Raw genomic sequence first — 18,869 nt, 5'->3', positions numbered from 1 at the left:
GTTCGACCGTCACCGCGCAACTGAATTTGGATACATTCAACAATGAAAGCGCATTTAGTATCGCGCTTCGACAATGTCGCAAATTTGCAATTTATGCGCTATGTTTTCGTCGGGGCATGTTTGAACGCCATTTCTTATGCCGCGTACCTGCTGCTGACCTGGCGTCTTCTGAGTAGCGAGGCGGCTATGACAATCACGTTCAGTGTAGGCACTCTGCTCAGTTTCATCGCGAATCGTCGCCTCACTTTTCGGCATCGCGGCAAAAGCTCAGGCGCGCTTTTCCGATTCGTGGCGTCATATGCGATCCTTTACTTGTTCAACTTCACTGCTTTATGGTTTTTTGGCGACAAGCTGCAGATCCGGCACCAGTTCGTGCAGGCTGGCGCCATCTTAGTGATGACCGTGGCAGCTTTTCTTATGCAGAAGTTTTGGGTGTTTTCCGGCTCTGACGATACCTCTGAAAAGGATGATTTGAGGATTACTCGATGACTGTGCGCATACCGTTCAATAAGCCTGCTGTCGTGGGTCAGGAATTGACTTACGTCAGCCAGGCAGTCGCCGGCGGGCATGCTAGCGGTGACGGGCCATTTACGAAGCGCGCTCAGAAAATGCTTGAAGCGAGCTTCGAAACGCAACGTGTACTTCTAACCACGTCCTGCACCTCCGCCCTAGAACTCGCAGCTTTACTCTGCGATCTGCGGCCAGGTGACGAGGTGATCGTACCTTCTTATACCTTCGTCTCGACAGTTAACGCATTCGTACTTCGCGGTGCCGTACCGGTCTTTGTAGATGTGAGGCCCGACACGCTGAATATCGACGAGCGCTTGATCGAGCAAGCAATTACTCCCAAGACCCGCGCCATATTTCCCATACATTATGCCGGTGTTGCGTGCGAGATGGACGCGATTATGGAGATCGCTAATCGCCACAATTTGCTGGTCGTCGAGGACGCAGCGCAAGCCGTTTATTCGCGCTATCGTGGTCGCTGGCTAGGCACCATCGGCCACCTCGGCTGCTATAGCTTTCATGAAACGAAGAACTTCTCGTGCGGTGAGGGCGGTGCGCTTGTGATCAACGAACCGAACATGGAACGCCGAGCGGAGATTTTACGCGAGAAAGGAACCAACCGGAGTCAATTCATCCGCGGCCAGGCGGATAAATACACCTGGGTGGACTTGGGCTCCTCTTTTCTCCCCTCCGATATGTTGGCCGCTTTTTTAGTGGGTCAGTTAGAGAATATGGATAAGATTACTAAGCGTCGTGGTGAGATATTCTTTCGCTACACGGAGTTGCTGGCTCCGCTGGCGGACCGCGGCGTAATCCGGTTGCCCGTAATTCCCCCCCATTGCTCTGCGAACTACCATATGTTTTATCTATTGACAGCCAACATCGAAGAACGTACTGCACTTATCACACATCTCCGCACAGCCGGAGTCCTAGCGGTTTTTCATTACGTACCCCTACACAACGCCCCGTTTGCAGAAACGCTTGGTTTGCCCTCGCGCGCGTTGCCAAATACGGAAGAAATCAGTGCCCGCCTGGTGAGGTTACCGATGTATTTCGACCTAACAAACCATGAGGTCGAGGAAGTATCCCGTGCGGTCTTAGATTTCTATAGACACGTATAGATCAAACGCGTTTGATGTTTTATCCGCACGAGTAGATCATATCCGCCTATCTAGTGTGTCTCGCGCCATTGAGCCGAGGTCCGTCGGTTACTTGCCTACCGGAGTCCGCTAGAACGACGCGACCGTGGCGCTTCGAACCGCACTTCCAATATCTGAGACTCTGCTAGATTCGGGCACACTGCTACCAGGGCGGGCGAGCGAGCGCGCCACGCACTTGGCACGCCGCGTGGGGACTTAAGGTGTCCCGCCACGTTTTGGATCGATGACCAGCACAAAGGAAGAGCTTTGATGGCGGAACGCAGACGCGGCCTGTATGGCATCCTTCGCAATCCAGCCATGTACGAGAGTGTGCAACGCGTCATGGGTGCAGAGAAGCTGAGACGCGACTTCCAGTTGCACTTTGTTCGAGCACAATCAGGGGATCGCGTGCTTGACATTGGCTGCGGACCTGCGCAGTTGCGGGCTTACCTACCAGACGTAGAGTACATCGGCTTTGAGCCCAACGCAGACTACGTCGCGCAGGCTCGGACCACGTACGGCGCCAGCGCAACATTCCATGTCGGCTATTTCGGCCCCGAAGAGGCCGCCACGTTGCCTTTGGTTGATATAGCTATCGTTTCAGGCGTCTTGCATCATATGGACGACAGGCAGGCGAACGAATTATTTGGGCTGCTGCGCCGCGTCCTGAATCCTGGTGGTCGGGTCATTACGGTTGACCCCGTGTTGGCCAGAGGGCAAAACTCGATCGCACGGGCACTGATTAGGCTAGATCGGGGGAAGCACGTGCGCTCTCCGGAAACCTATCTTGCTCTCGCGCGAAGCACGTTCGCTCATGTCGACGGCGCGGTGCTTCCTCAGAAGTTTCCGCCCTACACTCGTTTCTACATGACCGCAAAGATCAGCTAGGCGCGCCGGCAACCTCCGCCGCAACTTACCTGGTGAAGGCCGAACATGGGTGAGAATGCGCTCGCTCTTCAGCAGGTTTACGGATGCAGCGCCGAGATTAGAGCATGCCGTCATCGGGGCTTCGCATCCACGGGAATCACCCCAGTAATCTTCGGCTGATAGAGATAAATATGATCTTGCTGATGGCTCGGCACCCAGTCTGTATTCAGGACCATATCGAAATCAATAATCAAACCATAATGCTCGCGATAAAAAGTCTGCAGCGGCTTAATCCATCGACTTTCCATAAGGAAGTATGTACCAGGGCGGGTTACTACCGACAGAGAATAAGGCTCCAGCTTATAGCGAGCGATAATTTGTTGAAATACCGGAGAATGAGTGATGAATCCGTAGGGCACTATGCCGAAAGGGATATTATCAGCGAACGGATGAAAAAACAATGATTGTTCTAGAACTGAGTCTGTAGGCAGTGGTATGAGTAGAGGTCGATGTCGCCCATCAAGAAGTGGCCGAATTGGTTCAAATATACTTTTGCTTATCTGTTTCATGTGTTCTTGACTGTCGTTGGCCTCCGATAGTCGGTTAGCCAATAATGACAAATTGAATATATACGATATCCCCCACAGTAATAGTGCAGCGACTTGCGCAGCCTGCCGGGCAGTCGGCACTACGCTACGCGGGGATGCAGAAACTTCTTGTTTTTCCATAAATTTGGAACTAAGTATACGCGGTGCAGACAAAGACGATGCTGACCAGTATAGAAAAACAACGTGCATAAAGAGCGGAAAATTATAGGCAACCCTCTCAGGTAGGCGTGCTGTTGAGAACAAATAATAACCGACTGAGAAGAATAGGACAAAATACACGATAATTGTCATCGCGATCCGCAATCGCAATGTGCCGGCGCAAGCCAAGCATAGTAGTGCGTTTAGTATGGCAATATTCATCAATATCCCGGAATCGCCGGCGAACATAATTCGGAAGAACTGGGTTACGGTCGGTACATCATGGCGAGATGCGTTTACCCGTTGTCGTTCCTTAAGCTCTAACAGGAACTGTTTCATGCGGGCCGTTCCCCCATAAACTTCGACATCAGCGAAATAGAAATCCGAAAACATTTGGCCGTCGTTGACGGACCAACCAACCGCAGGCGCAGCTTGAGGAATAAAGTCCGCGAGCGGCGTAATATGGATCTCTCCGCGCATGGAGTTATATTCGGCAAACTGCGCCCAGGCGACATCTCGCTGATATTCCCATTGGTTGACGATGTGAAAAGATACCAGTATCGCTCCGCAGCAAGCCGCTACTGCGGCAATCCGCCGCCATAGCCTTAAACCCAATCGTTCGAAGGCAAATGGAATCGAAAAGATAGCGAAGAGCAACGCGACCTGTTCTCGAATTAGACACATCAGGCTTATGAATGTCAGGCCGACGATGACTTGGCTCCATAGGAGCTTTTCGCGCGCGAGTCCGTCGATCAACAACAATAAACCCGCTGATCCAGCTACGAACGCGGTCGTAGTGAATTGCAGATGTAGCAGCACTCGTACTTCAACAATCAAGAAGAAACCAACGTAGATCAGCATAAATTTCGGATGGGGGCGGCGCCTTATAACCACGAAGGTTATCGCAGTCATTGCAGCGATGTGAGTAAAGATAAGGTACGTCAGATACCAATTAATACCGTTGTAATTCGTGTAGAGAAACGAAAGCAGCTTCCCGATCAACACGTTTGTGAATATCAGATGCGCTTCGGGTTTCCCTGTGTAGAAACCCGATGCGACGGACTGCAACATCAGATCATCGTTAGTCTCATACATCGGTGTTGCGATTGCGAAGAATGTTCCAAAAACGGTCGTATTTAGCGCCATCGCTCGAGCCAGCGATCGCACTGCAGATATCCGCGGCTTCGAAGGCCTCACCGTTGGTGCGACATAACTACCCAGACGCGACCGAAGGCAGTTGAATCGCCTTTTTCGTCGGGTTAGCATACGCATAAAACTCCCTCGGCAATGTCATGTGAATCAGAGACGCATGTATATCCACAACGTAAACCTGATGTCGCTGTTGGATCACGACCTACCCTCGTAGCGGCCCAGCGGCGCTTAGGTCTTGCCGCAAGGGGCCCGGGATCGCTGCTGACATCTGTAGGGCACAAGCGTATGAGATGCGGGTCCGATAACGCGCAATTTCGCAGAGATTTCCTTGACTGCCTGAGAGATGGCACAGTGCGACCGTGCGGGTGACCGTTACCAACGGAAGCACGACGACAATGCAAACATTGAGACATCGTCTCAGCGCCAAACCAGCGCCGTAGCATGGTATGCACGGGTATCCATCAGGTTTAGGACTCGGGCTGTTATGCGGGAGCGGACTATTGGGGCACTTCGAATTCCCCGGAAGCCCGCGTCGGTCCCAGGATTTCGATGGTCGGAGGCTAACCGTGCACTTTCTGGTCACCGGCCATACCGGTTTCAAGGGGCCCTGGCTCACGTTGCTCCTGCTCAGTCGCGGGCACCAGGTGTCAGGGCTGGCTCTCGACCCGCAACGAGGCAGCCTGTTCGAGCAGGCGGACCTGGCGCGACTGTTGGTTTCCGACCTGCGGGTAGATATTCGCGACGCCAAGGCCACAGCCGACGCGGTGCATTCGATCGCACCGGACGTCGTGGTGCACATGGCCGCTCAGTCGCTGGTCCGCGAGTCCTATCGCGCGCCGCGCTACACCTACGAGTCCAACGCCATGGGCACCCTGAACGTGCTGGAGGCAGTCGCGACCACGCCGTCGGTACGCGCGCATGTCGTCCTCACCACGGACAAGGTCTACCGCAATGTGAACCAGGAGGCCGGCTATGTCGAATCCGACCCGCTGGGCGGCGACGACCCCTACAGCGCGTCGAAGGCAATGGCCGACCTGCTGACCCAGTCCTGGATCCGTAGTTTTCCCGGCTCTCCCACCGCCATCGCCCGCGCCGGCAACGTGATCGGTGGCGGTGACGTCAGCTGTGACCGCCTGATGCCAGATCTGGTGTCCGCCTACGCCGCCGGGCGGGCTCCCCTGTTGCGGTTCCCCGGCGCGGTGCGGCCGTGGCAACACGTGCTCGACTGTCTCAACGGCTACCTCACCCTCGCCGATGCCCTGCTGGACGGTTCCGGCCTGGGCGAATGGAACTTCGGGCCGGGTCGCGACGCCTTCGTCGAGGTCAGCGAGGTGGCGACCATGTCGGCTGAACTGTGGGGCGGCGGCGCCCACTGGGACCGCCTACCCGGCGAACATCCGCACGAGGCGAACCTGCTGGCCCTCGACAGCACGAAGGCCCAGCGCGAATTGGGCTGGCGGAACCGACTCGGCTTCGGAGATGCTGTGACTTGGACTATCGACTGGGCCCGACGGGTACACGACGGTGCCGACCCACTCACGGTGACGCAGGAACAGATCGACGCCTTCGAAAACCTCTAACCGAAAGGCAATGCGATGAGCAATCACACCTATCGCGTGATCGAGATTGTCGGAACCTCACCTGACGGAGTCGACGCGGCCATCCGCAGCGGCTTGGATCGAGCGTCGCAGACCATGCGCAACCTGGACTGGTTCGAGGTGCAGTCCGTTCGGGGCCACCTGACGGACGGTGCTATCGCGCACTATCAGGTGACTTTGAAGGTCGGATTTCGACTGGATGAGTCGTAACCTTTACTTGTCCGACACGGCTTTCCAGCGGAAATCGGCCGGCGGGTGGCTGACCTTGCGCGCCAGAATCGTGCTGTTCAGGTAGCTGGGCGACGCGGCGCGGTGCAGCCTGCCGGCAGCGTTCGACAGGATCGAGGCGCGGTAGCCGTGCTCGCTGTTGATGAACTCGAAGCCGACCTGCTTGCCGAACAAGGTCTCCAGCCCTTCCTTGCTGAACCGCCAGTAGTCGTGCGGGTAGGCGTGCAGCGGAAACGTGTGATGTGTCTGGACGAACAGCAGTCCTCCGGTCTTGAGTGTTCGAGCGATCTCGACGGCAGCGACCCAGGGATATTGAATGTGCTCGAACGTCGAGCACGAAATGATGGCGTCGAAGCGTTCTTCGCCGAACACGCTGGATAGCTCTGATACGTCGGCAACGACGTCGACATCCAGGCCGTCAAAGAAATCGGTTCCCACGTATTCGGCGGCGTGCGGTACCCAGTCCCGGTGAATCGACGGACTCGCGTCGACCGACCGCTTCGTGCCGAGTTCGAGCACGGACGGCCGTTCGTAATCCCTGATCAGCTCCTGGAACTTAATGTGAGACACGACGAGCCATCCTAGTTGGCGCGGGCGGTCACACCCCTCCAGCTCAACCCACTGCGGCCCCGGGCTCGGAGAACGGCGCCCCGATGCCGTGCACTGGCCGGTACCCACGCTTGCGAGCCTTGACGGCGGCGTCGCGGATCAGCTTGTAGACACCCACGAATGCGGCGTGGTCGGTCAGTACCAACGGCGTCAGCAATCGGTTGTGCACCAAGGCGAATGCCACACCGGTCTCGGGATCGTTCCAGCCGACCGAGCCGCCCATGCCGACGTGGCCGAATCCGGGCATCACGTTGCCGAATGGCAGGCTGTGGTAGCCGAGGTGGAAAGGCAACGGCACGCCCAGATTTCGGTCCGGCCGGAAGAACCGCTCGCCGGTGAGTCCGGCCGTCAGACCGCGGGACAGGAATCGGGTTCCGTCGATCTCGCCTCCGTTGGCCAGCGCGCCGTACATCCGCGCCAGTGCGCGTGCCGTCACCACGCCGTTGGCGGCGGGAATCTCGCCATCCAGCAACGCATTTCGGCCCTGGACCGCGGCCAGGATGCCCGGGAAGTACATCGACCGGTACCCGCCGGAGAATTGATTGGCGACCTTTTGGACGGCGAAGGCCAGCACCGGATTGGCCGTGATGTCCTGCGGCATGATGATCTCGGTTTCCCGAGTCGGCGACTCGACGGGCGGGCGGCCCAGATGAAAGCCGTCGGTGCCCAGTGGTTCGGCGAGTTCCTCTCGGAACAGCGTCCGCATGTCTTTCCCGGTGACCGCCCGGGCGAGTCCGGACATCAGCCAGCCGAACGTCAACGCGTGGTACGCGGATTTGCCGAGCAGCCGTCCGGGTGACGCTGCGGCCAGCCGCTGCTCCATCAGCACGTGATCCAGCAAATTTTCCTGGGTCGCGCCACGCAGACCTGACAGCCCGGCCGTGTGCCTCATGACGTCACGAACCGTCATGTCGCCTTTGCCGTTGGCACCGAAGGCATGCCAGTACTCGGCCACCGGCGCGTCGTACTGGATCAGGCCCCGATCGGCCAACCGGTGGATGACCGTGGCGGCCATGCCCTTGGTGGCCGAGAAGACCATCGGTGCGTGGTTTTCCGACCACGGCACCTTTCCCTCGCGGTCAGCCCACCCCTTCCACACGTCGACGACTGGTTGGCCGTCGAGATAGACCGACAGCGCCCCGCCGCCGAGGCGACTGCCCCGGAACATGGAGGAGAAGGCGCGAACAACGCATGCGAATTGGGAGTCCGCGGCACCGAACACACCATGCCCTGCGTTGGGGGCATCGTGGGATGGAACAGCGCGGCGATTGACTCCGATGTCTACCGTCACGGGGAATGAATTTACTTCCTCTTCAAAGGGACAAGCTGGCAATGCAAAATTTATTTACCTAACCGTTAGGATGACGTGATCTCGAGGATTTGCTGAGCGGCTAGGGCGGGGGTCAGCTCGCCGTCCCGAACCTGACGCTCCACGTCTTTACGGACCCTGCGCACTTCCGGGTTCGACAGCACCTTGTCCAGCACCGCGTCGCGCACCATCTGCCAGGTCCAGTCAACCTGCTGGTCACGCCGGCGCGCCTCGAACTGTCCGGCCTCGGTGAGCACGTCGCGGTGTTTCTCGACGGTCTCCCACAGCTCGGATAGACCGGTGCCCTCCACCGCGCTCATGGTGAGAACCGGTGGCCGCCAGAGCGTTTCCCGTGGATAGATCAATCTGATCGCCCCGGACAGCTCGCGGGCGGCCATTTTCGCGTCCTTGAGATGCGGTCCATCGGCCTTGTTCACCACCACGATGTCGGCCAGTTCCAGCACACCTTTTTTGATGCCCTGCAACTGATCCCCGGTGCGCGCGAGAGTCAACAGAACGAACGTGTCGACCATGTTGGAAACCGCCACCTCGGACTGGCCTACGCCGACCGTCTCGATCAAAATCACGTCGAATCCAGCGGCCTCCAATAGGACAACAGTTTCCCGGGTGGCTTTTGCCACCCCGCCCAAAGTCCCCGAGGTGGGAGACGGCCGGATGTAGGCATCGGGGTGCACTGCCAGCCGTGCCATCCGGGTTTTGTCGCCCAGAATCGAGCCGCCGGTGCGGGTCGACGACGGGTCGACGGCCAGCACCGCCACCTTGTGTCCCTGGTCGATCAGGTGCATTCCCAGGGCCTCGATGCTGGTCGACTTGCCCACGCCCGGCACCCCGGTGATTCCCACCCGGTGGGCATTACCGGCATCCGGCAGCAGCGCCAGCAGCAGTTCCTGCGCCTGCTCGCGATGGTCCTTGCGGGTGGATTCGAGCATGGTGATGGCGCGCGGCAGCGCCGCGCGGTCACCCCCCCGGATGGCGTCAGCCAGGCTCGTCGATGTCATTTGACTCTGCGCTCAGGGCGCGATGCACCCGCACTTTGACGCCGTAGCCGCAGAATCAACGCTGTCCCCGTGCTCAGCACTAGTCCAGCGTGTATCCGAGCCGCTCGGCGAGCTTATTCAGCAAGCCGATCGCGGCGTCGGCGATCACAGTGCCGGGCGGGAAGATGGCGGCGGCGCCCGCCTCGTATAACTCGTCGAAGTCACCGGGCGGAATCACCCCGCCGACCACGACCATGATGTCGGACCGACCGACCTCGCCCAGGGCATCACGCAACGCGGGCACCAACGTCAAGTGGCCGGCGGCCAGCGAGGACACCCCGACAACATGGACGTCGTTGTCGGCGGCCTGACGGGCGACCTCTTCGGGCGTGGAGAACAGCGACCCGACGTCGACGTCGAAGCCGATGTCGGCGAACGCGGTCGCGATCACCTTCTGGCCGCGATCATGGCCGTCCTGACCCATCTTGGCGACCAGGATCCTGGGCCGGCGGCCGTCCGCCTCGGCGAACTTCTCGACCAACTCGGTGGCTTTGGAGAGCGCGGTGATGTTGTCGCCTCCCTGGATCTCGTCACGGTAGACGCCGGCGATCGTACGGATCTCGGCCTGGTGGCGTCCGTAGACCTTCTCCAACGCATCGGAGATCTCCCCGACGGTGGCCTTATGCCGGGCCGCGTTGATCGCCAACGCCATCAGGTTGTTGCCCAGCCCGTCCTCACCAGCCGGGCCCTTGGCTTCGGCCGCTCGGGTCAACTCGGCCAGCGCGGCTTCCACAGCGTCCTTGTCCCGGCTTTCCCGCAGGTCTTTGAGCTTGGCCAGTTGCTCGGCGCGCACCCGGCTGTTCTCGACCTTGAGCACCTCGATCTCTTGGTCCTCTTCAACCTGGTACTTGTTCACGCCGATCACGGGCTGCTGGCCGGAGTCGATGCGGGCCTGAGTGCGGGCAGCCGCCTCCTCGATGCGCAGCTTGGGGATGCCTTCGCCGATGGCCTGGGCCATGCCGCCGTGCTCGGCGACCTCGTCGATGTGCGCGCGAGCCTGCTGAGCGAGCTGATGGGTCAGCCACTCGACGTAGTACGAACCGGCCCACGGGTCGATCGGTCTGGTGGTGCCGGACTCCTGCTGCAGCACCAACTGGGTGTTGCGGGCGATGCGGGCCGAGAAGTCGGTGGGCAGCGCCAGCGCCTCGTCGAGAGCGTTGGTGTGCAACGACTGGGTGTGGCCTTGCGTCGCGGCCATCGCCTCGATGCAGGTGCGGGCGACGTTGTTGAAGACGTCCTGCGCTGTCAGCGACCAGCCCGAAGTCTGCGAATGTGTGCGCAGCGATAGCGATTTCGCACTCTTGGGATCGAACTTGGCCACCAACTCACTCCACAGCAGCCGACCGGCCCGCAGTTTGGCGACCTCCATGAAGAAGTTCATGCCGATCCCCCAGAAGAACGAAAGTCGGGGGGCGAACTTGTCGATGTCGAGGCCGGCGTCCAGACCCGCCTTGATGTACTCCACCCCGTCGGCCAGGGTGTAAGCCAATTCCAAATCGGCTGTGGCACCGGCTTCTTGGATGTGGTAACCGGAGATGGAGATGGAATTGAACTTCGGCATCTTGGCGCTGGTGTAGGCGAAGATGTCGGAGATGATCCGCATGGACGGCTTCGGCGGATAGATGTAGGTGTTGCGCACCATGAACTCTTTGAGGATGTCGTTCTGGATGGTGCCGGCCAGCTTCTCCGGCGGCACCCCCTGCTCCTCGGCCGCGACGACATACAAAGCGAGGATGGGCAGCACCGCGCCGTTCATCGTCATCGAGACCGACACCGTCGACAGGTCGATACCGTCGAACAGCTGGCGCATATCGAGAATGGAATCGATTGCCACACCGGCCATTCCGACGTCACCCGACACCCGGGGATGGTCAGAGTCGTAGCCGCGGTGAGTGGCCAGGTCGAAGGCCACCGACAGGCCCTTCTGGCCGGCGGCCAGATTACGACGGTAGAAGGCGTTGGACTCGGCGGCGGTGGAGAAACCGGCGTACTGCCGAATTGTCCACGGCTGGTTGACATACATCGTCGGGTAGGGACCGCGCACGAACGGCGGCTCACCGGGGAAGCTGTTGAGCGGGTAGCCGTCCTCCCCCGCGGCACGGCGGTCTTCGGCGATGTAGACCGGCTTGACGTCGATACCTTCCGGCGTCTGCCACTGCAGCTGCTCGGGGGTGTACCAGTGCGCCTTCGCAGCGGCGGCGACGTGCTCGTCGACCTGAGCCTCGGTGGGCGGCGCGGTGGTCTTGTCACCGCGCAATGGAACGTCGGCAAAACTCTCAACCGAGGGCTTAGTGGCCGTCATCTAGGCTCCCAACCTGGTGAGCAGATCCGAAAGCGCTTCGACTGCATTAATTTTGGCATTCAGATAGTCGTCGGGGCGGTCCTGTGCGTCGCCGAGCGCCTTCTCTGAACCCGCCAGATACACCCGCTCAATTCCCGCGGCACGGGCTTCGCGCACGATGTCGGGGACCTCGTCCGGATAGCGCTTGTCGATGCCACAGATCACCGCCACCTTCAACGATCCCGCGTCAGTTACGGCCTGACCTACACCGGCGGCAGCGACCGTCCCGGGGTTGACTGCCTCGATACCTCCCGAGGCCAATAGGTTCGTGGTGAAAGTGGTGCGAATGTTGTGCTCGGACAACGGGCCTAAGGGCAGCAGTAGCACCTGCGGACGCTTGTCGTTGTCGGCCAGGTAGACGTCGGAGCGATCGCGCAGTGCTTCGAACTCCGCGGCATAACGCACCACATTTCCAGCCCTGACCAGCGAATCACCTTGCGGTAGTGGAGGTTCGCCGAGGTTGGGAAACTCGTTGATGCCGGTGATCGCAATGCGTCGATGCGCGATGTCGTCTGCGCGCTTGGCGGCCAGGTCACCGATCTGACCGGCCAGGTATTCGTGGGCGTCGACGAATCCGCCATGGGATTCGATGGACTGGAAATGCTGCCATGCCCGTTCGGCCAGCTGGCTGGTGAGGTCCTCGACAAACCACGAGCCGCCGGCGGGGTCCAGTACACGGCCGACGTGCGACTCCTCCAGCAACAGCAGTTGGGTGTTGCGGGCGATCCGGCGGGCGAAGCTGGTTGCCGTGCCCGGCCAACCACCGGGGATCGACACGTCGAAGGCGTAAACCAGCACGGTGTCGGCGCCGCCGACGCCGGCGCCGAACGCGGCAAGTGTGCAGCGCAGCATGTTCACCCAGGGGTCGCGCTGGGTCATCATCGCCAGGGAGGTCTCCGCGTGCACGACGGCGGCGCCGCCGTCGGGATCGCCGGCGACCTCGGCGATCCGCGCCCACAGCTGACGCACCGCGCGCATCTTGGCCATGGTCATGAACTGGTCGTCGTCGGCGGCGAGCCGAAAGCTAATCTGCCGTAGCGCATCAGCCACCGGCATCCCGGACTCAGTGAGCACCCGAAGGTAGGAAACCGCCGCCGCGACCGTGGCCGCGAGTTCCCAGGCGGCGGTGGCACCGAGGTTATGGAAGGCGGGTCCGTCAACAGTGATCGCACGAACTCCGGGTTTTTCCGCCGCGCGTGCCGCGACCGAGACGACGTCCTCGACCGTTGGCGCCTTGCGTTCACTCAGCGTCGCGGTCAGCGGATCAGCACCGAGGTCGATCGATACCAGGGCACGCTGGTCGGCTTCGACTGTGTCGGCCAGCGCCAGCATCACGTCAGCGGCCTCGGCAAAGTCGGCACCAGCGTCGAGGACAACCGGGGCCATGCTCAGGTAGACGCCGTCGAGCAGCGCTCGCAGGTGCTCGACGGGTACGCCGGAATCCCCGACCCGGACCAACAGCGCGCTGACGCCGTCGCCGAGTGCGGCCAGCAACGCGGCGTTCGCCTCGCCCGGATCCGCACCGGGAGCGGGGAACGCCTCGGCGACCTTCCAGCCGGACTTGACGTCACGTACGGCGTCGCCGCCACGGACGAACGGCCACTGACCCGGTAGCGGGGGCTCCGGCAATTCATCAAAGGCGGTATACAGCGGGCGGATGGCGAATCCGTCATAAGTCTGCGCGTCCAGCCGCTGCTCAGGGTGATCGCCGAGCTCGGCGGGATCGCTTCGGGTGCTCTTGGACAACACACCGGCAACCGCACTGCGCCAGCGCCCACGAACCTGTTCTAGGTCCGCGCGTTCGGGTACGTCAATGGACACCGACTGCTCCTGTTTTCCCTGTACTTCGCAACGACGCCGGGGTTGGTTTCGGGATGCAACTTGCTAATCAGGCTAATTGATCAGGGCTTCGAGTCAGGCATCGAGGTGCGGTGCCGAGCCATCAGCTGTGAGGAATCGCCAGCCCGGAGAAACTCGATATTCACCTTCGACCCGTACCCTTAGCAGTCGTGCCTACTGCCGCGATCAGCAAAACCACCGATACGGTCCGTGGTATCGCGGCCGCGGTGGCCTCGGCCGCGCGTCAGACTTCGGTGCCGCGCTTGGTGGCCACCGTGGCGGGAATCACAGTGCTGGTAGCCGTCGCGATGCTGGTTCCGCTGCCCACTGCGATCGAAATGCGCGACTGGGCGCGATCGCTGGGGCCCTGGTTCCCGTTGGCGTTCTGGCTGGTGCACACCCTCGTCACCGTGCCGCCGTTTCCGCGGACGGCGTTCACTCTGGCCGCCGGACTGTTGTTCGGACCGATACTGGGCGTATTCATCGCGGTGACCGCCAGCACGGCCAGCGCGGTGATCGCGATGCTGCTGATCCGTGCGACCGGGTGGCGGCTGCACCGAATGAACAGTCGTGGCGCGATCGCGCGTCTCGACGAACGACTGCGTGAGCGGGGATGGCTTGCCATCCTGTCGCTGCGCTTCATCCCCGCCGTTCCGTTCTCTGCGATCAACTACGCCGCCGGCGCCTCCGCGGTTCGGGTCGTGCCCTACATGTGGGCCACGGTCGCCGGCCTGCTACCCGGTACCGCCTCCGTAGTGATTCTGGGCAACGCGTTCGCCGGCGACGGCAATCCGCTGATGATCGCGGTTTCGCTGAGTACCGCCGCGCTGGGTTTCGCTGGGCTGGTGTACGAGATTCGCCACTACCGGCTGGATCAGCGGGAGGCCGCCCAGCCCGAAGTAGTGGTCGAACCCGTCGCCGAGCCGGCCGTCACGCATTGACCGCTAGCTAACCGCGCGGCAGCTTGTAGACGTGACGTCCGCGCGAACCATCTTGCTGATGCTGGGCGCACTGCTGTGTCTGGCCGTGGCGGCCTGGCCACTGGTGGCAGCCCGGCGTGCGCCCGACAGCGCCTACCCGCCCGCATACAGCTGGCGGCTGTCGGCGTTCGCGCTGGTGAGTGCGGCAACGTTCGTGATAGTCGCGATCACGCCCGGCCCCCGCAAGGCGCCCGCGCCGCCACCCATCGCGTTGCCGGCAGCGGTTGCCATCGGCCCGGGCACTGCAATCGCCGTGAGCTACGCCGACGGTAGCGGCGGGATGGCCTGCACAGCAGGATTTTTGGTGCGAGATGCCAGCGGGAAGAGCGGAATACTCACTGCCGGGCACTGCAACAAGCCCGGCGAGGCGAGCAAAGTGAGCATGAACTCCGGTTCCGGCCCCTACCTGACTGTGGGCACATTCGCCCAGACGGTCAGCGAGGGTGCGCGGGGCGAGGCGCGCGACATCGGACTGATCAACCTTGATTCCGACAAGGTCCCGCGGACGCCGTCGATCACAGCGTCGATGCCAGTCAGCGGCGTTGCCGAGGATCTGCAGATCGGCCAGCAGCTGTGCAAGTTCGGCATGAAGTCCGCCCGGGTGGAGTGTGGGCAGATCACCGATATCACTGAGACCAAAGTGGTGTTCCTGGCCGTCAGCCAATGTGGTGATTCCGGCGGGCCGGTCTATCTGATCCGTCGCGACGGCGCGGCAGCGGTCGGGATCCACATCCGCGGCGGCAGGCAGAACGATCCCAACCCCGGCTGCTCAATCCCGGCAACGTTCTCGGTTGCCGAACTGGTGCGGCCGTGGCTGACTCAGTGGGGCTTGACGGTCGAGACCAGCTGAATCGCGGGCAGAGTCAACCGAAATTGCGCACCCCCGTCGTGCTGGACACATACCAGCTCACCGCCATGTGCGCGGGCAAGCGCCCGGGCGATCGGTAAGCCCAGTCCGGCACCGCCATGATCGCGGGCGCGCCCGGCATCCAGGCGCACCAGGCGCTCGAAGATGCGGAACCGCTCGTCGTCGGGAATGCCCGGGCCGGTGTCGGTGACGGTCACGACAGCTGCGGAACCCTCGGCGACCAGGTCGATGGTGATGGTCCCACCAACCGGCGTATACCTGCGGGCGTTGTCGAGCAGATTGGAAAGAACCTGCGCAATCCGCGTCGGGTCCGCGAGCACCCGCAGCTCGCTGCTTCCCGTCCTCGCGATCGACAGTTGCGGTGCGAGCATGGCGGCCCGCTGCGCCTCGGCATCGACAATCGCGGCCAGATCGGTGTCGTGCTGGTCCAGCGCCAGACCGGCGTCGATGCGACTCAGATCCAGCATGTCGGCGACCAGTCGGCCGGCGCGGCGGGCGTCGGACTGCAACAGGCTGGCTCGCCGATACTGTGCGCGGGCTTCCGGGTCGGCGTCCTGCTTGCCGGCGCTGGCGGCGAGTTGTTCGGCCGCGACCTGGATGCCCGCGATCGGGGTGCGCAACTCGTGTGCCGCATCCACCAGGAATTGACGGGTCGCGGCCTCGGCGCGCAGCGCGGCGTCGGCGGCCTGCTGAGCGCGCGACTCCGACTCCTCGAGCGCATCCAGCATCCCGTCGAAAGCGCTTGCTGCACGGCCTAACTCGGTATTGCTGCGCGACGGGCGCAGTCGTCGGCCCCGACCGCCGGTGGTGATGTCCCGTGCCAGCGCGGTCAGCCGGTCCAACGGCCGCAGCGCAGCCCGGCTCACCGCCAGCAGTAGAAGCGCCGCCGCCACCAGCGTCGCCAGCCCGGCGCCGATCATCAGCTGCCTCAGCTGGCGGGTCACCTGGGTGGTCTGGGTGGTATCGGCAACCAGAATGACGCGGGCGCCGTCGGGCAGTGGGTGCACGATCACCGTCGCGGTGCCGTCGGGCGGAATGCCGGGCGGCGGCGGTGGCGGCGGCGGCATCATCGGACCGACGGGCGGGCCCGACGGCGGGTTCGGCATCGAGCCCGGCGGATGACCGTGCCGCAGCGGAAACCTGGGCGGCGACACCATGGGACCCGCTTTGGTGTCGGGACTGATGCCCGGATCCCCGTAGGTTGCTCCGTCGGCGGTTACGACGAGTGCCCGGACGCTGCCGCCATTGAGTTGCGCGGCCAGCAGATCAGGCGCGGTATGTGCGGCGGCCAGGGCGTTGGCCCGGGATATCGACGCCACCAGCCGATCGTTCAGGTTGTGCCGTGCTTGCCTGCCGAGGGTGAAGTCGATTGTCACGCCGAGCACCACCAGCAGCACGGCCAACAGCGCGAGTACCAGCAACAGCACCCGACGCTGTAGCGACGGCGTCGCGGTGACCGGGTCGGGGGTCATGATCGCTGCGGTTGCAGTCGGTACCCGATACCTCGCACGGTGTGCAGGATTCGCGGCCCGTGCACCTCGAGCTTGCGCCGTAACCCACTGACGTGCACCTGCACCAGGTTGGGATCGTAAGAGTCGTAGCCCCACACCGCGTTGAGGATCTGACCCGCGCTGACAATCCGGCCGCGCTGTTCCACCAGGAACTCCAGCAGCCGCAGTTCGGTGGCGGTCAGGTCCAAGGCGCGCCCGTTTCGCGCAGCCACCCCGGCATCGACGTCCAGGATCACGTCGCCGATCTGCACCACCTTGGGCAACCGTCCCCGCCGTCGCATCACCGCGCCCACCCGCGACACCAGTTCGGCCAGTTCGAACGGCTTGACCACGTAGTCGTCGGCTCCGCCGTCCAGGCCGCGCAATCGGTCCGGTAGCCCGTCGCGGGCGGTGATCAACACGATGCCAATGTCGCCCCACTCACGGATGACGTCGATGAGCTCGAATCCGTCCCGGCCCGGCAACATCACGTCGAGCACCACCAGATCGGGCCGGACACCGTCCAGCACCGCTTCCAATCCGTCTCCGTCACAACGGGTATCGGTGTGATATCCCACATCGGTCAGCGCCTCGCTGACCATCTCACGAATGGTCTCGGAGTCCTCGACGACCAGCACCCGCGGAGTGCCCACACTGAAGCGAGGACCATCCGTCATAGCCCCATTGTTCACGCGCCATGAAAGAAGCCGTCCGTCCATGCACCGTGTCAGCGAATTCCCGGTTCGATCCTCGGGCCGGCGTTACGCTCGGCGCGCAGATCTCGACGACTTGGAGGCGACATGACCGCCGACCGCAGCAACCGGCATTCCACCGCAGTAGTGATCGGCACCGGTGTGGCAGGTCTGCTAATCGGTGCCGCTGCCGCTTTCGCGATCACGGGCTTGGTCTTCACAGTTCGCGTCGAGCTACCTCCGCCTCCGTATCCACAGCTTTCGTCGGTGCCGTCGGTGAGTGTTCCGGCACCACCCTCGCCCATCGCGACGACATCAGCGACGACACCGACCCGCTTCACGCCTTTACCGCCACCTCCGGAACCCGTGCCGCCCCCACCGGGCTGACTTCTTCAGATTCACTTCAAGTTCGGCTCCTACCGTCGCGAACACCACCAGTTCCGACGACATGAGGAGCGGCATGACCTCCGACGATCTTCCGAAAGCGGCCGACCAGACAGCCGCATTGCCCGTTGCACCCGTCGCAGCCGCTGATTCCGCAGCGCCGGTAGCGCCCGTTGCGCCCGTCGCGGCGAAGAAGCGCCAGCACTCCACCGGCGTCGTGCTCGGCGCCGGGTTGCTGGGCGGGCTCTTCGGCGCCGTATTCACCGGTGGCGCCGCTGCCGCGCTGATTGCGTTCGCGCCTCCCCCGCCGCCTCCCGGATTCGGCCCCCCGGGGACCTCGCATTTTGGGTTCCACCACCCCGGTGGCCCGGGTGGACCCGGCGGGCCGGGTGGACCCATGGCGGGACCCAGAGGACCGTTGGGCATGGCGCCGCCGCCGATGGGACCCCCGGGAATGCGGCCGCCGTTCCCCGGCGGCCCGCCTCCGATGGGCCCGGGCGGCCCCGGCGGCCCCGGTGCCCAGGGCGGCCCCGGCGCCCAGGGCGGTCCCGGCGCCCAGGGCGGCCCAGGCGGCCAGCAACTGCCCGGCCCCGGTCAGCCGCCTGCCGCTCCGCCGTCGGCAGGGCCAAGCGCGTCGCCGACTCCCCCGCGATAAAACCTGGCGGTCGCGAGGGTCGAATGTGCCCTCGCGACCGGCTAGGCGGATTCAGCCGGGTCTGGCCCCTTGGCCGTCATCACCGCGAACAGCGCCAGGAATAACACCGACGGCAGTGCATTGGTTACCTTGTCCCGCACCCGGACGTGCGCACCGACGGCCAGCACGAAATACACCGTCAGCATCGCCGTAGTCAGTCTTGCCAATGCGGGAAACCGGGTGACGGACGCCAACCCGACTGCTGACGCGGCCTTGACCACGGGCAGGACCGGTCGGATGTTTTCCGGAAGTCCCACCGTGTCCAGCGCCTGGGTGATGGGTGGCAACGGAATCGCGCACGCGACCGCGTCGCCGGCCTGCAGAGCCGCCAGCGCCGCATAGGCTCTTGGTGATGTCAAGCTGCTCAT

The 18,869-nt window shown here is 62.6% G+C and carries 18 protein-coding genes; 9 read left to right on the top strand and 9 right to left on the bottom strand.

The window, feature by feature from the left end:
- The first annotated feature begins 42 nt into the window (after window positions 1–42).
- The 3 genes from ACZY1I_RS31040 (at window position 43) to ACZY1I_RS31030 (ending at window position 2,534) form a co-directional block, all read left to right on the top strand.
- On the top strand, window positions 43–489 hold the full coding sequence (locus tag ACZY1I_RS31040; protein WP_463761380.1) for a GtrA family protein: 447 nt from the start codon (window positions 43–45) through the stop codon (window positions 487–489).
- Window positions 486–1,628: a dTDP-4-amino-4,6-dideoxygalactose transaminase gene (rffA, locus tag ACZY1I_RS31035; protein WP_463761378.1), complete on the top strand. Its 1,143-nt coding sequence runs from the start codon at window positions 486–488 to the stop codon at window positions 1,626–1,628. Before ACZY1I_RS31040 ends, rffA begins: the two co-directional genes overlap by 4 nt.
- Window positions 1,629–1,916: 288 nt before the next feature.
- Window positions 1,917–2,534: a class I SAM-dependent methyltransferase gene (locus tag ACZY1I_RS31030; RefSeq protein WP_463761377.1), complete on the top strand. Its 618-nt coding sequence runs from the start codon at window positions 1,917–1,919 to the stop codon at window positions 2,532–2,534.
- Window positions 2,535–2,644: 110 nt separating this feature from the next.
- Here ACZY1I_RS31030 and ACZY1I_RS31025 read toward each other — a convergent pair whose 3' ends face one another.
- Window positions 2,645–4,426 (bottom strand): hypothetical protein, encoded by a 1,782-nt coding sequence (locus ACZY1I_RS31025; protein WP_463761375.1) that lies wholly within the window; start codon window positions 4,424–4,426, stop codon window positions 2,645–2,647.
- Between the two features lie 551 nt (window positions 4,427–4,977).
- Between ACZY1I_RS31025 and rfbG the strand changes: the two genes are divergently transcribed.
- A complete protein-coding gene (rfbG, locus tag ACZY1I_RS31020; protein ID WP_463761373.1) occupies window positions 4,978–5,991 on the top strand; it encodes a CDP-glucose 4,6-dehydratase in 1,014 nt (337 codons plus the stop codon).
- A gap of 15 nt (window positions 5,992–6,006) precedes the next feature.
- Window positions 6,007–6,219: a dodecin gene (locus tag ACZY1I_RS31015; RefSeq protein WP_463761371.1), complete on the top strand. Its 213-nt coding sequence runs from the start codon at window positions 6,007–6,009 to the stop codon at window positions 6,217–6,219.
- A gap of 3 nt (window positions 6,220–6,222) precedes the next feature.
- Here the strand turns inward: ACZY1I_RS31015 and ACZY1I_RS31010 are convergent, their stop codons facing one another.
- The 5 genes from ACZY1I_RS31010 to mutA all read right to left on the bottom strand — a co-directional run bounded on the left by ACZY1I_RS31010 (window position 6,223) and on the right by mutA (window position 13,375).
- Window positions 6,223–6,807 carry a class I SAM-dependent methyltransferase gene (locus ACZY1I_RS31010; RefSeq protein WP_463761370.1) on the bottom strand — a complete coding sequence of 195 codons (585 nt, stop codon included), beginning with the start codon at window positions 6,805–6,807 and terminating at the stop codon, window positions 6,223–6,225.
- Window positions 6,808–6,850: 43 nt separating this feature from the next.
- Window positions 6,851–8,137 (bottom strand): esterase/beta-lactamase LipL, encoded by a 1,287-nt coding sequence (gene lipL / locus ACZY1I_RS31005; protein ID WP_463761369.1) that lies wholly within the window; start codon window positions 8,135–8,137, stop codon window positions 6,851–6,853.
- A gap of 65 nt (window positions 8,138–8,202) precedes the next feature.
- The gene (gene meaB / locus ACZY1I_RS31000; protein WP_463761368.1) at window positions 8,203–9,174 is read right to left on the bottom strand and encodes a methylmalonyl Co-A mutase-associated GTPase MeaB; all 972 of its coding nucleotides are present in this window, start codon (window positions 9,172–9,174) and stop codon (window positions 8,203–8,205) included.
- A 79-nt stretch (window positions 9,175–9,253) separates the two neighbouring features.
- Complete coding sequence (scpA, locus tag ACZY1I_RS30995) at window positions 9,254–11,515, bottom strand: methylmalonyl-CoA mutase (protein WP_463761367.1); 2,262 nt, start codon at window positions 11,513–11,515, stop codon at window positions 9,254–9,256.
- Window positions 11,516–13,375 carry a methylmalonyl-CoA mutase small subunit gene (gene mutA, locus ACZY1I_RS30990; protein ID WP_463761365.1) on the bottom strand — a complete coding sequence of 620 codons (1,860 nt, stop codon included), beginning with the start codon at window positions 13,373–13,375 and terminating at the stop codon, window positions 11,516–11,518. It abuts the gene before it with no gap.
- A 188-nt stretch (window positions 13,376–13,563) separates the two neighbouring features.
- Between mutA and ACZY1I_RS30985 the strand changes: the two genes are divergently transcribed.
- Together ACZY1I_RS30985 and ACZY1I_RS30980 are read left to right on the top strand one after the other, a co-directional pair.
- Complete coding sequence (locus ACZY1I_RS30985; RefSeq protein ID WP_463761364.1) at window positions 13,564–14,334, top strand: TVP38/TMEM64 family protein; 771 nt, start codon at window positions 13,564–13,566, stop codon at window positions 14,332–14,334.
- Window positions 14,335–14,365: 31 nt separating this feature from the next.
- A complete protein-coding gene (locus tag ACZY1I_RS30980; protein WP_463761362.1) occupies window positions 14,366–15,223 on the top strand; it encodes a S1 family peptidase in 858 nt (285 codons plus the stop codon).
- Here ACZY1I_RS30980 and ACZY1I_RS30975 read toward each other — a convergent pair.
- Complete coding sequence (locus ACZY1I_RS30975; RefSeq protein WP_463761360.1) at window positions 15,193–16,713, bottom strand: HAMP domain-containing sensor histidine kinase; 1,521 nt, start codon at window positions 16,711–16,713, stop codon at window positions 15,193–15,195. The two genes, ACZY1I_RS30980 and ACZY1I_RS30975, sit on opposite strands and share 31 nt — an antisense overlap.
- Window positions 16,710–17,408, bottom strand: a complete 699-nt coding sequence (locus ACZY1I_RS30970) for a response regulator transcription factor (protein ID WP_463761358.1) — start codon at window positions 17,406–17,408, stop codon at window positions 16,710–16,712. The genes ACZY1I_RS30975 and ACZY1I_RS30970 overlap by 4 nt, the downstream gene beginning before the upstream one ends.
- 123 nt (window positions 17,409–17,531) lie before the next feature.
- On the opposite strand from ACZY1I_RS30970, the gene ACZY1I_RS30965 reads away from it, so the two are divergent.
- On the top strand, window positions 17,532–17,810 hold the full coding sequence (locus ACZY1I_RS30965; protein WP_463761357.1) for a hypothetical protein: 279 nt from the start codon (window positions 17,532–17,534) through the stop codon (window positions 17,808–17,810).
- Between the two features lie 73 nt (window positions 17,811–17,883).
- Window positions 17,884–18,462: a hypothetical protein gene (locus ACZY1I_RS30960; protein WP_463761356.1), complete on the top strand. Its 579-nt coding sequence runs from the start codon at window positions 17,884–17,886 to the stop codon at window positions 18,460–18,462.
- Window positions 18,463–18,503: 41 nt separating this feature from the next.
- Here the strand turns inward: ACZY1I_RS30960 and ACZY1I_RS30955 are convergent, their stop codons facing one another.
- Window positions 18,504–18,869, bottom strand: coding sequence for a DoxX family protein (locus ACZY1I_RS30955; protein WP_463761355.1), 366 nt, complete (start codon window positions 18,867–18,869; stop codon window positions 18,504–18,506).

Source organism: Mycobacterium sp. IDUB_37 (assembly GCF_055419245.1).
This window is presented reverse-complemented; position numbering and strand designations above follow the sequence as displayed.